The sequence below is a fragment of the Geothrix oryzisoli genome (assembly GCF_022808865.1).
Lineage (GTDB): Bacteria > Acidobacteriota > Holophagae > Holophagales > Holophagaceae > Geothrix > Geothrix oryzisoli.
The window spans coordinates 87,337-100,667 of record NZ_JAKZLB010000005.1; the positions used below are offsets into that span (position 1 = coordinate 87,337).

General features: G+C 67.7%; 13 protein-coding genes. 10 read left to right on the top strand and 3 right to left on the bottom strand.

Annotation, left to right across the window (positions count from 1 at the left end; all coding sequences use genetic code 11):
* Positions 1 to 67: 67 nt before the first annotated feature.
* Genes MLE43_RS13925 through MLE43_RS13935 form a run of 3 tightly spaced genes read right to left on the bottom strand, consistent with a single transcriptional unit; the run spans position 68 to position 3,123 of the window.
* Positions 68 to 1,030: a DUF1573 domain-containing protein gene (locus tag MLE43_RS13925; protein WP_243305070.1), complete on the bottom strand. Its 963-nt coding sequence runs from the start codon at positions 1,028 to 1,030 to the stop codon at positions 68 to 70.
* 30 nt (positions 1,031 to 1,060) lie between these two features.
* The gene (locus MLE43_RS13930) at positions 1,061 to 2,026 is read right to left on the bottom strand and encodes a glycosyltransferase family 9 protein (protein WP_243305072.1); all 966 of its coding nucleotides are present in this window, start codon (positions 2,024 to 2,026) and stop codon (positions 1,061 to 1,063) included.
* On the bottom strand, positions 2,017 to 3,123 hold the full coding sequence (locus tag MLE43_RS13935) for a glycosyltransferase family 4 protein (protein ID WP_243305075.1): 1,107 nt from the start codon (positions 3,121 to 3,123) through the stop codon (positions 2,017 to 2,019). The genes MLE43_RS13930 and MLE43_RS13935 overlap by 10 nt, the downstream gene beginning before the upstream one ends.
* A 63-nt stretch (positions 3,124 to 3,186) precedes the next feature.
* Here MLE43_RS13935 and MLE43_RS13940 point away from each other — a divergent pair, with 63 nt between their 5' ends.
* From MLE43_RS13940 to MLE43_RS13985, 10 genes are all read left to right on the top strand, one after another.
* Entirely contained in the window at positions 3,187 to 4,638 is a 1,452-nt protein-coding gene (locus MLE43_RS13940) for a sigma-54-dependent transcriptional regulator (RefSeq protein ID WP_243305077.1), read from the top strand.
* A gap of 52 nt (positions 4,639 to 4,690) precedes the next feature.
* On the top strand, positions 4,691 to 5,227 hold the full coding sequence (locus MLE43_RS13945; RefSeq protein WP_243305079.1) for a type II secretion system protein: 537 nt from the start codon (positions 4,691 to 4,693) through the stop codon (positions 5,225 to 5,227).
* The gene (locus MLE43_RS13950; RefSeq protein WP_243305081.1) at positions 5,224 to 5,757 is read left to right on the top strand and encodes a YceD family protein; all 534 of its coding nucleotides are present in this window, start codon (positions 5,224 to 5,226) and stop codon (positions 5,755 to 5,757) included. Before MLE43_RS13945 ends, MLE43_RS13950 begins: the two co-directional genes overlap by 4 nt.
* A gap of 44 nt (positions 5,758 to 5,801) precedes the next feature.
* Entirely contained in the window at positions 5,802 to 5,987 is a 186-nt protein-coding gene (gene rpmF / locus MLE43_RS13955; RefSeq protein WP_243305082.1) for a 50S ribosomal protein L32, read from the top strand.
* 4 nt (positions 5,988 to 5,991) lie between these two features.
* A complete protein-coding gene (plsX, locus tag MLE43_RS13960) occupies positions 5,992 to 7,017 on the top strand; it encodes a phosphate acyltransferase PlsX (RefSeq protein ID WP_338029086.1) in 1,026 nt (341 codons plus the stop codon).
* A gap of 165 nt (positions 7,018 to 7,182) precedes the next feature.
* Entirely contained in the window at positions 7,183 to 8,121 is a 939-nt protein-coding gene (gene fabD, locus MLE43_RS13965) for an ACP S-malonyltransferase (RefSeq protein ID WP_243305086.1), read from the top strand.
* 158 nt (positions 8,122 to 8,279) lie between these two features.
* Positions 8,280 to 10,070, top strand: coding sequence for a 2-oxoacid:acceptor oxidoreductase subunit alpha (locus MLE43_RS13970; protein WP_243305088.1), 1,791 nt, complete (start codon positions 8,280 to 8,282; stop codon positions 10,068 to 10,070).
* Positions 10,071 to 10,078: 8 nt separating this feature from the next.
* Positions 10,079 to 10,954: a 2-oxoacid:ferredoxin oxidoreductase subunit beta gene (locus tag MLE43_RS13975; RefSeq protein WP_243305090.1), complete on the top strand. Its 876-nt coding sequence runs from the start codon at positions 10,079 to 10,081 to the stop codon at positions 10,952 to 10,954.
* A gap of 11 nt (positions 10,955 to 10,965) precedes the next feature.
* A complete protein-coding gene (locus MLE43_RS13980) occupies positions 10,966 to 11,487 on the top strand; it encodes a ferritin family protein (RefSeq protein ID WP_243305092.1) in 522 nt (173 codons plus the stop codon).
* A gap of 692 nt (positions 11,488 to 12,179) precedes the next feature.
* The gene (locus MLE43_RS13985; RefSeq protein WP_243305094.1) at positions 12,180 to 13,298 is read left to right on the top strand and encodes a hypothetical protein; all 1,119 of its coding nucleotides are present in this window, start codon (positions 12,180 to 12,182) and stop codon (positions 13,296 to 13,298) included.
* Positions 13,299 to 13,331 lie beyond the last annotated feature (33 nt).

Consider the following 13,331-nt stretch of genomic DNA (forward strand, 5'->3'; position numbering starts at 1 on the left):
TTCCAGGCTAGCCCTCCCACCCGGTCGGGGTGAAGGGTAAATCCGGACAGGTCTTGACGGTTTGCTGCTATTTCAAGATGGCGGCCAGGCGGATCGTCAATTCGGGCTGGTCCGGGTCATCGGTGGTCAGGGACAGCACCTCGCTGTACCTGCCGCCCTTCAGCGAGGCGGGCAGCACCACGGTCAGCTCCTGGGCGGCGGCTTTCTGCCCCAGGCCTTCCACCCGCACGCCCGTGAGCGAGCAGTGGCTCCCGGTGACGCGGAACGCGTGGCCTTCGGCCTGCTTGAGGGTGAGCTTCTGCCGCAGCTCCCGGCCGGCCACGTCCTGGAACACCAGTTCCGCCGGGGTGGCCTGGATCGCGGGCTTCAGCTCCCACTGGACGTTCAGGGCCAGCTGGTTCATGCGGGGGTTCGTGAAGTGCACCGTGGCCTGCTCCACGCCGCGGAGGCGGCCGGCGGGCACCTTCCGGCCGTCGAAGGCCACTTCCATCACCAGGTCCTTGCCCTCCTGCCGATAGGCGAAGGCGAGGAAGGGGGCGCCCGGGGCCTTCACGTCCACGATCTGGACGGGCTCGCCGTTGCCGCTGGCGTAGCGCACCAGGCTGCGGGAGGTGCTGGACTTGGGCACGTAATGGAAGTAGACGGATTCCACGGACGGCATGATCTCCTGCACCACCTCCGCTTCGAGGGTCAGGGCGGTGGCGGGGTTCTTCGGGTCATTGCAGATCACTTCGATGGATTTGCGAACACCCCCCTTGAGGCCCTTCGGGTCGAAGGTGGCCTCCAGGTCCGTGCTCTCCCCGGGGGCGACGGACCACTTGCCGATCACGGTGGCGGTGCAGCCGCAGCTGGGCCGAACCTGGGTGATGCTGAGGATGGCGTTGCCGGTGTTGGTGACCCGGTACTTCGCGGCCACCTTCCGGTCCGGCGTGATCCGCCCGAAGTTGTAGTGGGTCTTGTCGAAGGTGATGACCGGCGCCTGGGCCATGAGGGTGACGGTGGCGCAGGTGAAGAAGAGGCGGCGGAGCATGCGGTACCTCGGCAGGAAGAGTCTGTGATTCTATCCGGAGATCAGGCTGCAGAGGTCGGTCCAGACCTGATCGGGTTGGATGTCCGCGAGACAGGGGTGGCCGGGGGTGAAGCACTCCGGCTTGAAGCAGGGGGCGCAGGGGATGCCCTCCTTGCGCAGCCCCCGGCTCTTCGGGCCCCAGGGCGTGGAGCCGCCGGGGTCCGTGGCGCCGTAGAGGGCCAGCACGGGGGCCCCGCATGCGGCGGCCAGGTGGCTGAGCCCGGAGTCGTTCCCCAGCACGGCCGCGGCGCCGCGCATCCAAGCCGCGGCTTCCTTGAGGCTGGTCTTCCCGCAGAGGTCGATGCCTTCCCCGTCGGCCACCGCGGCACAGGTCGGCGCTTCCTCCGGCGAGCCCAGCACGGCCACGGCGAAGCCCTCGGCGCGGGCCTTCAGGAGGAGGGCCCGGTAGTGCGCCACGGGCCAGGCCTTGGAAGGCCAGGTGGAGCCGGGCATCAGGCAGAGGTAGCGTTCGCGGGGCTTCTCGAAGGTCACGCGCGGGTCGAAATCGGCGTAGGGCATGGGCGGGAGGTCCGGCCAGCGCCGCTTCAGCACCGCGTGGTAGCGGAGCAGGAAGGGGCCTTCCGCATCCCAGAAGGGGCCGCTGTGGGTGTTGAAGGGCCCCGCCAGGCTCTCGTCCACGCCGATGCGCTCGGGCACCCGGGCCAGCCAGGCCGCGAGGGCGGGGCGCAGGGACTTCGGGAAGTGGATGCTCCGGGCCGCGCGGTGTCGCCGCAGGATGCGGGCCATGGCGAAGGGGCCGGGCTTGCCTTCGTCCGGCAAGGCGGCGTCGCAGAACCAGGTGTCCGCCACCAGGCCCACGGTGGTCCGCGGGCCCCACACCACGAGGGGGCCGGCGTCGATCTCCCGCAGCAGGCGCAGGACCGGCAGCTGCATGGCGGCATCGCCCACGAACCGCGGGAAGCGTACCCAGGTGGCTTGGTCGGGGATCACAGCCATGGCGCCACCGCCTCGCGGAACCTGGCCGCGGCATCGTAGTCCCGGGTGAGGGCCGTGCCGAAGGCGTGGGCCTTGGCCCGCTGGGCCTCCCAGGCGGCGGGGTCCGCCAGGATCGGCGCCAGGCGGCCGGCGGCCTCGCGCAGCAGGGCGGTGTCGATGGTCCGCCGGTCATCGGGCTTGGGGATGAGGAAGCCGCCCTCGCCATCCTTCAGCACGGTGCCGATGCCGCCCACGGTGGGTGCCAGCACGGGCACGCCCCGCTCCAGGGCCTCGATGAGGGCCAGGGGGAAGAAGCCCTCGTTGCGGCTCGTCATGACGTAGAGGTCCAGGGCCGCGAAGGCCGTGCCCAGGTCGGGCAGGGGCCCCAGGCGCCGGGTGCGGCCGCGGAGGGGGGAGGCGTCCAGGGCGGCCTGGAGCGCGGCGGCAGTCCCCGGCTCTTCGCGTCCTGCGAACAGCAGGGCGGGGTCGCCGCCAAGAGCCTCCGCGAAGCGCAGTACGGAGACGGGATCCTTCCGTCCGTCGATCTGGCCCACGTAGCCCACCACCGGGCCTTCCTCAGGCAGGCCCAGCGCGAGCCGGGCCGCCCGGCGCTCCCCGGCGTCCACGGGCCGGGCCTCGGGCCGCGGGTACAGCGGGTGGATGATGCTGCACGGGGCGGCGCCGAGGTGCTGCCGCACGGCGGCGGTGAAGTCGTAGGTGCAGAGCCAGCGGTCCACGAGGTCGCGCACGCCGCGGTACTTCCGCAGGTGGCGCTCGTAGTGCTCATGGAGGGTGAGCGCCGTGGGGATCCGCACGCCGAACCGGGCCAGCCAGGGCAGGGCGCGCTGCACGCCCTTGTGGTTGCAGAGCACCAGCAGGTCGGGCCGCGTCTGGCGCAGCCAGCGGAAGGCGCCCACGGCCCCCGGAAGGTGCCGCACCTCGGCCACGTTCGGGTTGCGCTCCCGCAGCTCGGGCTCGATGTCCCGCCGGCCGGGTTCCTTCCGGAAGATCACGGACACCTTCACCGGCAGGTCCGCCAGCGCGGCGACCTGCTCCAGGAGCACCCGCTCGCCTCCCCCGAAGGACAGCTTCCGGTGCGCGAACACGACGTGCTTCACGGGACTCCAGAAAAGGGTTCAAGATAGGATAACTGACCTAACGCGTCACTTCTCCAGGTTGCCATGTCCCTCGCCACGACCCAACGGATCCTGCTGGTGGAGGATGAACCCGGCCTCCGGGAGGTGCTGACCCTGGCCCTGGAGGGCGCCGATTTCCACTGTGAGGCGGTCGCGGGCATCGAGGAGGGGCAGCGGGCCCTCCGGGAGACCACCTTCGATGGCGTGCTCTCGGACCTGAAGCTGAAGGACGGCTCCGGCATCGAGCTGCTCACCTGGATGAAGGAGCAGGGGCTGGAGACGCCGGTGGTGATCATGACCGCCTACGCCACCACGGAGACCACCGTGCAGGCCCTGAACCAGGGCGCCGTGGACTTCATCACCAAGCCCTTCAAGCACGAGGAGCTCATCGGCACGCTGAAGGGCCTGCTGGCCACCACGGAGCCGGCGGCACCGCCGCCCCAGGACCTGGGCGAGCTGGTGGGGGTCGGGCCCATCATGCGGAAGATCAACGCCCTCATCGGCAAGGTCTCCCGGGCCGACACGACGGTGCTGCTCACGGGCGAGAGCGGCACGGGCAAGGAGGTGGTGGCCCGGCTCATCCACCGCTACTCCGACCGCGCCAAGGGCCCCTTCGTGGCCGTGAATTGCGGGGCGTTGCCCGAGGCCCTGCTGGAGAGCGAGCTGTTCGGCTTCGAGAAGGGCGCCTTCACGGGCGCCGGGGCCATGAAGCGCGGGCTCTTCGAGGAGGCCGGCGGCGGCATCCTCTTCCTCGATGAGATCGGCGAGATGCCCCTGTCCCTCCAGGTGAAGCTGCTGCGGGTGCTCCAGGAGCGCCGCCTGCGCCGCCTGGGGGCCACCGAGGAGCGGGCCGTGGACGTGCGCGTCATCGCCGCCACCAACCGGGACCTGCGGGCCCGGATGGAAGCCGGGGCCTTCCGCGAGGATCTCTTCTACCGCCTGAACATCCTCCAGATCGAACTGCCCCCCTTGCGGGAGCGGCCCGAGGACCTGCCGGTGCTGGCCGAGCATTTCCTGCGGCGGTCCTGCCAGAAGCTGGGCAAGGCGCCCATGCAGCTTCACGCGGACACCATGGCCATGCTGCTGGCCTACCGGTTCCCGGGCAACGTGCGGGAGCTGGAGAACCTCATGGAGCGCTGCGTGGCGCTCAACGCCGGGGGGCCCATCACCCGGGACCTGCTGCCCGACGGCTTCGGGCAGGCCGCCGCCGGCGAGCCGGGCCGTCCCGCCCCGCTCACCATCCCGCCCGAGGGCTTCGACCTGGAAGCCTGGATCAACGCCCTCAAGGGCCATTTCCTCCGGCGGGCCCTGGAGGAGGTGGGCGGGGTGAAGACCAAGGCCGGCAAGCGGCTGGGCATGAGCTTCCGGGCCTACCGGTACTGGCTGGCGGAGCTGGGCGGCCTGGAGGCCCTGCCCCAGGACTTCCCGTGGCCTTCCGACTTCCCGGCTCCCGTGGTGGAGGAAGGCGGCGGAACCGAGGGCCCCAAGGACGCATGATGCTGATGAAACCTTGCATTTACGGCCATTCCTGGCACACTGGAACGCTCGGATGCACCGCAGACGAGCCCTCACCCCGGACCCTTCCATGACCCCGAACCCCGCCCCCCGCCGAGACCGCGGATTCTCCCTGCTGGAACTGCTGGTGGCGATGATGATCATCGCCGTCCTGGGCACCCTGGGCTTTTCGCAGTACAAGAAGCATTCCGCCCAGGCCCGCTACCTCAAGGCCCAGGATGACCTCAAGATCGTGGCCGAGGGGCTGGACCAGTACTACCTCAAGCACGGCCGCTTCCCGGATTTCGGCAGCTACGACGCCATGATCGACGGCAACTCCACGCTGGTGAAGGAAAGCCTCATCAAGACGGGCATGGCCGCCCAGGACCCCTTCGGCCAGCCCTACGAGGGCAAGTCCAGCCGCGCCACCTACGAGCTGAAGTGCGCCGGCGACCCGAGCAACCAGGAGGACTCCGGCCCCATCGTCCGGACTCCCGGCCAGGTGACCGGTTCCTCTCCCGTCAGTGGGGCGGGCAGCCCGGCGGCTCCCAAGGCCGATGCCCCGGGCGCCGATGCCGGAGCTAAGAAGTGATCGATCTCCACAAGCTGCCCCTGGAGGGCCTCCGCCTGAACGGCACCACCGAGCAGGTGGCGCTGGAGGGCGGCGTCTCCCTGCGCGACCTGGCCTGGTCGGTGTTCGCGCTGGCTTCGGACGGCGACGTCTTCCTGGAAGTCAAAGGCCAGGCGGTCTGGCAGGGCGCCTGCAGCCGCTGCCTCGCCCCCCTGGACCGGCCCCTCGTGGTGGAGAGCCAGTTCCTGGGCAGCAAGGATCCGGACCTGGTGGGCCGCGGGTCCCACACCCTCGGCACGCAGGACCTGGACGTGGTCTTCCTGCCGGAGGACACCTTGGACGAGACCGAGCTGGTGCGCGAGCAGTTCGAGCTCCAGGCGCCCATGCACCCCCTCTGTTCCGAGGGCTGCAAGGGGCTCTGCCCCACCTGCGGCAAGAACTGGAACAAGGGCCCCTGCCAGTGCCCGACCGAAGCCGTGCAGGCTCCCTCCGCCCTGAATCGGGCCCTCACCAAGGCCCTGGCGGGAATCAAGCTGGACCGGGAATCCTGAAACCTTTAACCTGAAACTTTGCGTTTTACCTCTAGGAGCAAGCCATGCCGAATCCCAAGCGCCGCCATTCCAAGGCCCGCCGCGACCGCCGGCGCACCCACGACGCGCTGGAGGCCATGAGCGCCAGCACCTGCCCCAACTGCCAGACCCCCAAGCTGCCCCACCGCGTGTGCCCCAGCTGCGGCTTCTATCGCGGCAAGCTGGCCGTCCGCGTCGCCGCGACCGCCTAAGGCGGTGGACAGTCACCGCATCGCATTGGACGTCATGGGGGGCGATCACGCCCCCCATGCGACGCTGCTGGGTGCCCGGGAGGCCCTCCAGGCCTGGCCGGGGCTCTTCCTCATCCTCGTCGGGGATGAGGCCGTGGTGCGTCCGCAGCTGGCCCGCCATGGCTTCACGCCGGAGCTGATGGCCCGCGTGGAGGTGGTCCATGCCTCCCAGACCGTGGTCATGGAGGACAAGGCCACCAGCATCCTCAAGGAGAAGAAGGACAGCTCCATCCGGGTGGCCGCCCAGCTCGTGCGCGAGGGGCGGGCCCACGGCGTGGTGTCCATGGGCCATACCGGCGCCGCCATGGTGGCCTCCAGCCTCGTCATCGGCAAGCTCGACGGCGTGGACCGGCCGGCCCTGGCCAGCGTCCTGCCCAACATGAAGGGCGGACCCACGGTGCTCCTCGACGTGGGCGCCAACGTGGACAGCCGCGCCGAGCACATCGCCCAGTTCGCGGTGATGGGCTCCGTCTACGCCGAAGAGGTGCTTGGCCTCGAGCGGCCCCGCGTGGGCATCCTCAGTGTGGGCGAAGAGGACGGCAAGGGCACGGACGTCACCAAGGACGCCTCCGCCATGCTCCGCGAGATGGAGATCCGCTTCGAGGGCAACGCCGAAGGCCGGGACATCTGGAACGGCAACTTCGACGTCATCGCCTGCGACGGCTTCGTGGGCAACGTGGTGCTGAAGTCCAGCGAGGCCCTGGCCGAGGGCATCATCGGCGGCCTCCGCGACAGCTTCATGGAATCCCCCATCACCAAGCTGGCGGGCCTCCTCGCGAAGCCCGCCATGAAGCGGTTCAAGAAGAAGCTCGACTATGCCGAGTACGGCGGCGCGCCGCTGCTGGGCGTGAAGGGCGTGAGCATCATCGGCCATGGCCGCAGCGACCACAAGGCCGTGCGCAACGCCATCCGCGCTGCCCTGCGGGCCGTGGAGCACCGCCTCCACGAGCGCATCCAGGAGCGCGTGGCCCTGCTGCTGCCGCAGGACTGAGTCCGTCCGATCTGGCCTGCGAAAGATGAAAACCCTCGCAGAGTAAAGACGAGATGGCAGAGGAAGAGACCTGATATCACGTTTTGCCTCACCAATCTCCGCCACCTCTGCGACCCTCTGCGTGTGTAGTTGTCTGAGGCGAATTCTGGCCGGTTGGAGGTTTCGATGAGCAAAGTGGCTTGGCTGTTCCCGGGGCAGGGGTCGCAGGCGGTGGGCATGGGCGTGGCGCTGGCTGAAGCGGAGCCCGCGGCGCGGGCCGTGCTCCAGGATGCGGATGCGGCCCTGGGCTTCCCGCTCTCGAAGCTCATGGCCGAGGGGCCCGAAGAGACCCTGAAGCTCACGGAGCACACCCAGCCGGCCATTCTCACCCACAGCACCATGGTGGTCCGCGCCTGGGCCCACCGGCTGCCCCGCCCCGACTTCGCGGCCGGCCACTCCCTGGGCGAATACAGCGCCCTCGTGGCCCTGGGTGCCCTGGGCTTCCAGGATGCTGTTCGCACGGTGCGTGAGCGGGGCCGGGCCATGCAGGAGGCCGTGCCCGTGGGCGTGGGCGCCATGGCGGCCATCCTGGGCATGAGCCAGGCCGATGTGGAGGCCAGCTGCGCCGAGGCGGCCGCCGCGACCGGGAAGATCGTGGTTCCAGCCAACTTCAACGGCCCCGGCCAGATCGTCATCGCCGGCCATGCGGAGGCCGTGGACGCAGCGCTGGAGGCCGCCAAGGCGCGCGGCGGGCGCAAGGCCATGAAGCTGCCCGTGAGCGCCCCCTTCCACTCCCCTCTGATGGAGCCCGCCCAGGCCCGCATGGAGCCCATCCTGAGGGGCCTGGCGTTCAAGGCGCCCGTCTGCCCCCTGGTGAACAACGTGGACGCAGCCGCGGTCTCAGCCCCAGAGGCCCTGCGCGACGGCCTGGTGCGCCAGATCCCCGGGGCCGTGCGCTGGCAGGCCACCCTCGACCTGCTGCTGGACCAGGGCGTCACCTCCTTCTTCGAGCTGGGTCCGGGCAAGGTCCTGGCGGGCCTGGTGAAACGGCAGGCCAAGGAGCGGGGCCTGGAGGTGACCGCGCTGAGCCTCGGCACCCCTGAAGACCTCGCCCAGCTAGGCTGACACTGCAATGGCAGGGCCTTTCCACCGGGAAGGTGTGATGAAAAGCAATGCCCCCCGGGGGTAGGGTGGATGGAACGACACTGCGTCTTCCAGTGTGAGGTATCGAGCGGCGGGACGCGGCTCGGCACCCCCCACATCACCCTCAGTCCGAGGTGCCCATGCGCAAGGATCTTGTCTTCGGAATGGCCGGTTCAGGGGGCGATGGCATCGTCTCTGCCGGCGACTCCCTTCTCCAGGCGGCTTCGGCCGAGGGTTACCACGGCGTGATGACCAAGAGCTTCGGCTCGCAGATCCGCGGTGGCGAGTCCTCCTGCCGGGTGCGCATCAGCACCGACCCGGTCCTGAACCCCGGCGGCAACCTGGACGTGGCCGTGGCCCTGAACTGGGAGGATTTCCTCAAGTTCGGCGCGGAGCTGCCCGTGGCCGGCACCACCGTGGTGATCTACGAAGCCGCCACCGGGGTGGCCGAGAACCAGATCCCCCTGGTGGGTGTGACGCCCCTGCAGGTGATCGCGGTGCCCATCGCCGCCATGGCCAAGGAGACGGCCGGCACTGAACGGGCCAAGAACACCGTGGTGCTGGGCCTCATCGCCGGCTGGTTCGGCATCGGCGGCGAAGCCGTGATGAAGGGCATCTCGAAGAAGCTGGCCAAGAAGAGCCAGGAGCTGGTCGAAGCCAACCGGAAGGCCTTCGACTCCGGTGTGGCCTTCGCGAAGTCGCACCCCCTCAAGGCGGACATGACCATCGAGCCCTCCGCGAACAAGGGCGGTGTGAAGCTCCTGACCGACGGCAACGACATGTGCGCCGCCGCGGCCATCTTCGCTGGCTGCCAGTTCTTCGGCGGCTACCCGATCACGCCCTCCACCGAGATCATGCAGTTCTTCACCAACCACGTCTGGAAGTACGGCGGTGCCGTGCTCCAGGCCGAGGACGAGATCGCGGGCATCGGCTCCGCCGTGGGCGCCTCCTTCGCCGGCAAGAAGGCCATGACCGCCACCAGCGGCCCCGGCCTCTCCCTGAAGTCCGAGATGATGGGCCTCGCCAGCATCGCCGAGTTGCCCCTGGTGATCGTGGACGTCCAGCGTGGCGGCCCCTCCACGGGCCTGCCCACCAAGACCGAGCAGTCCGACCTCTTCGCCGCGGCCTTCTCGGCCCACGGTGACGTGATCCGCCCCGTGCTCGCTCCGACCTCCGTGGCCGACATCTTCCGCACCACCATCGAAGCCTTCAACATCGCCGAGTACTACCAGACGCCGGTGATCATCCTCTCCGACCAGGAGATCGCCTCCCGCAAGGAGACGCTGGATCCCATCGACACCAGCCAGTTCAAGATCATCAACCGCCTCGTCCCCACCGGCAGCGACCTGCAGGACTACAAGCGGTTCAAGCAGACCGAGAACCACATCAGCCCCATCAGCCATCCTGGCATGCTGGGGGGCACCTACCTGGCCTCCGGCATCGAGCATGTGGAATCCGGCGCGCCCACGAACAGCGGCTCCGTCCACGCGCGCATGAACGACAAGCGCATCAAGAAGTTCGATCCCCTCAAGAGCCGCAAGGACCTGTTCGAGGTCACCGGCAACCCCGACGCCCCGCTGGCCCTGGTGGCCTGGGGCAGCGTGGCCGGCGTCTGCCGCGAAGCGCTGCAGATGGCGCGGGCTGAAGGCCTGGACGTCAAGCTGATGGTGCCCTACCTGCTCTATCCCGTGGCTGAGCAGACCTATCTCGACTTCTTCGCCTCGGTGCAGAAGGGCCTCGTCGTCGAACAGTCCCACCTGGCCCAGACGTTCAAGATGCTGCGCATGCACCTCGACCTGCCCAAGGGCCTGCAGTCCCTGGCCCGCAGCGGCGCGAACCCCTTCCTGCCCGGCGAGATCGTCGCGGCCCTCCACCATCTCCTCTCGGAGCTGCAGCGCAGCCACGAGGGCAAGCTTCAGCCCCAGGAGTGAGGTCGACCATGAGCGCCACCTGCGAATTCCAAGCGAAAGACTACAAGAGCGACCTCAAGCCCATCTGGTGCCCCGGCTGCGGCGACTACTCCGTGGTGCAGGGGCTCTACCGGGCCCTGGCCGCCATCGGGCGCCCGCCCCATGAGGTCGCCTTCATCTCGGGCATCGGCTGCTCCAGTCGCATCCCCGGCTACACCACGGCCTACGGCTTCAATACCGTCCACGGCCGGGCCCTGCCCATCGCCCAGGGCATCAAGCTGGCCAACCCCGACCTGCTGGTGCTCGCCGCGGGCGGCGACGGCGACGGCTTCTCCATCGGCGGCGGCCACATCGCCCACCTGATCCGCCGCAACATCGACATCACCTACATCGTGATGGACAACCAGATCTACGGCCTCACCAAGGGCCAGCTCTCGCCCACCTCCCAGAAGGGCCGCACCACCTGCACCTCGCCCTACGGGAGCCTCGAGAACCCTGTGAACCCGCTGCTCTACGTGCTGGCCTACGGCGCGGGCTTTGTGGCCCAGGCCTCGCCCACGGACCTGGCGGGCATGGCGGCCACCATCGAGGAGGCCATCCGCTACCCCGGCTTCGCCTTCGTGAACGTGCAGTCGCCCTGCGTCACCTATGGCGAAGAGGCCCAGCAGATCAAGGGCCTCAAGGCCATCAGTGAGAACCTCGCGGCCATCGGGCACAACCCGGCGGACCGGCTGGCGGCCATGGATCTGGCCCAGCACTACGGCGAGAAGCTGCACCTGGGCGTGTTCTACAAGAACCCCGAGCCGCCGCCGACCTACGACGCGCTGATCCGCGAGCGTCAGGCCCAGCTCTCCCAGGGCGCCCTCCCCAAGGAGCGCATCCTGGATCTCTTCATCAAGAAGTGACGGGAGGCCCCATGGCCGCACGGATCGATTTCGCCCACCTGAGCCTAATGGATGCCCTCGATCTGGCCGTCCTGATCGAGGAGGAGGCGAAGGAACGCTACGAAGAGTTCGCGGCGCAGATGGACCAGCACCGCACCCCGGAGGCGGCGAAGTTCTTCCGCCTCATGGCCGTCAACGAGGCCAAGCACGGCCAGGAACTGGCCGACCGCCGGAGCCAGCTGTTCGGCACCGCGGCCCGCACCGTCACCCGGGCCATGATCTTCGACGTGGAGGCGCCGGACTTCGACGAAGCCCGCGCCTTCATGAGCCCCCGCCAGGCCATGAAGGCGGCCCTGGCCTCCGAGGTCAAGGCCCATGCCTTCTTCGTGGCGGCCCTGCCCGCCCTGAAGGACGCCAAGGTCCGCGCCCTCTTCGAGGAGCTGCGCGACGAGGAGGTCGAGCACCAGGACCTCGTGAAGGCCGAGCTGGCCAAGCTCCCCCCGGACAGCGGCCTCTCGGACGAGGACTTCGTGGACGAGCCCACGGCGCAGTAGGCTTAACGGATCAATCCACTCGATCATCGGCCACAGTCGGTTGCCCTCGTTTTCGGGATCGACCGATCAAGGTCGGTGGGCGGAACTGAGCGAAGCGCCCTTCGCGGACCAAGGGCCATGGGGCACCCCATCTCGTGCTCGGCCTGCGGGGCCCAATTCGCGCCTACCGTGGCTCATGGTCCTCAAGCTGAGCTGGCCGATGCCGAACCAGGTGAAGGCAGGCTGGTAATAGAGAACCATCGTGCGGTCGATTCCGAAACTACATTGGAACCGCGGCGGAAGCCTTCCCCTGCCAGGAAAGGGTGGGTTCCGCCGTGAATCTGCCAGGTATTTTGTTTTTCTGAATTACCTTGACAAGCACTCTGGGGGGGGGGTAATTTTTCGGCATAATTCATAGAGGATATGGCCATGATCATTAAGCCCAGATTGTTGCGCAATGTTCTTTTGGGTTCCCTCCTCATTGGGGCAGCGCCGACCTCTAAGGCTGTTCAATGCGGGAATGGAAGTAGCATGAGCCCCAATTGGGTCGGTGTTTTGTGGACTGTGACGGACTGCTGGTGCAAGAACCCGTGTCAGACCTGGGAAGGTGATAGTGCCACGGTCTGGCAGTGGTGCAATAACAGCCTGGCCGCTGAAGACGCTCGCTGCGATTGACAGGCTTCCGTGTGAGCGCTCACCACCTGCGAGTCCAGATGCGCGATCTTGCCTTCGTGACGCTGTTGTTGATTATGCTTGCTTCGCAGGCACGGGCTCAGGGGTGGATTCGCAGCTTTGATTCGACCTTCTGGGATGGAAGCCGGCAGGTCCTGATTTATCGAAACTCGACCAGGGCAAACCGGGCACAGGTCCTTTCGCGAGAAGGCAAGATCCTGGTCAACATCAAGGCTCCGGATCCCTTCGAACCGTCCGCTGCGAACCCTGACTACTACCACATGGGCTCCATCGATTTCGCTGAGGGCAAGTTTTACTGTTTCCAGATGGGGTCCCTCCGGTCGGACAAGGATGGCACCCGCATGGCCTCACGCGTCCTGGAATGGGATGGGTCGGCTTGGCAAGTATTGGCGAAGGCCACCTTCCCTGGGGCAGGCCCCAACCGCCTGTGGAAACTGGGCAATGGCAAATTCCTTGGGGCCGCACTGGGAAAGGGCGTCTTCGTCTCCATGGGCCGTTCCTATCCGTTCGCCATCCTGCGTGTCACCGAGGACCAGCGCCTCGAGGTAGAGACAGGGTTTGACCTGGGTTTGGAGAAACCCCAGTTTCAAGGGGATCAGGGACCCACCTACCGGGCCCTGATGTCCACTTTCCTGGTGGATGCCTATACCCGGACTTCCAACCGTATCGTCTATGTCAGTCCCCTTGGGTTGTTCTGGATTTTCGACAGTGAAACTGGCGCCCTCAAAAGGGTGACCCGGCTGTATTCGGGCCTCAAGGATCCGCTCCTGGACGGGAAGACCCCCCTGCTCGATGGAATCCTCGGCTTTGGCGTCAGACCGGATGACCAGATTCTCATTTCGGCACGGACGGAGGAGGCGGTCCTTACGACTCGGAAAATGGTCGCCTATCCCTCTTCCAGTGATCCGCAGGCTAAGCAGAGCATCGATTTCGGCCACCGATTCTACCCGTTCATCGATTGGTGGCTCCTAGATCCGGAGGCGGGGACTTTTACCTTGGAAGCTCCGCCAATGAATTTCCCCTCTACGATCCAGGATGAGCAGGCCTATCGCGACTTCAACTGGCGATTCAAGACCGATGGCATGAATCTCCACCTCCTCACCTTCAAGGACATGTATGCCAAACCGAAATCGAACTGAGGTCAGCGGCTGACCCCAGGCTGCCGCGCATCC

Excerpts from the sequence above, each read along its gene's own strand:
- MLE43_RS13975 (WP_243305090.1), top strand. The coding sequence starts at position 10,079 with ATGAGCGCCACCTGCGAATTCCAAGCGAAAGACTACAAGAGCGACCTC.
- MLE43_RS13970 (WP_243305088.1), top strand. The coding sequence starts at position 8,280 with ATGCGCAAGGATCTTGTCTTCGGAATGGCCGGTTCAGGGGGCGATGGC.
- MLE43_RS13940 (WP_243305077.1), top strand. The coding sequence starts at position 3,187 with ATGTCCCTCGCCACGACCCAACGGATCCTGCTGGTGGAGGATGAACCC.
- MLE43_RS13945 (WP_243305079.1), top strand. The coding sequence starts at position 4,691 with ATGCACCGCAGACGAGCCCTCACCCCGGACCCTTCCATGACCCCGAAC.
- MLE43_RS13930 (WP_243305072.1), bottom strand. The coding sequence starts at position 2,026 with ATGGCTGTGATCCCCGACCAAGCCACCTGGGTACGCTTCCCGCGGTTC.
- rpmF (WP_243305082.1), top strand. The coding sequence starts at position 5,802 with ATGCCGAATCCCAAGCGCCGCCATTCCAAGGCCCGCCGCGACCGCCGG.
- MLE43_RS13985 (WP_243305094.1), top strand. The coding sequence starts at position 12,180 with ATGCGCGATCTTGCCTTCGTGACGCTGTTGTTGATTATGCTTGCTTCG.
- fabD (WP_243305086.1), top strand. The coding sequence starts at position 7,183 with ATGAGCAAAGTGGCTTGGCTGTTCCCGGGGCAGGGGTCGCAGGCGGTG.
- MLE43_RS13980 (WP_243305092.1), top strand. The coding sequence starts at position 10,966 with ATGGCCGCACGGATCGATTTCGCCCACCTGAGCCTAATGGATGCCCTC.
- MLE43_RS13925 (WP_243305070.1), bottom strand. The coding sequence starts at position 1,030 with ATGCTCCGCCGCCTCTTCTTCACCTGCGCCACCGTCACCCTCATGGCC.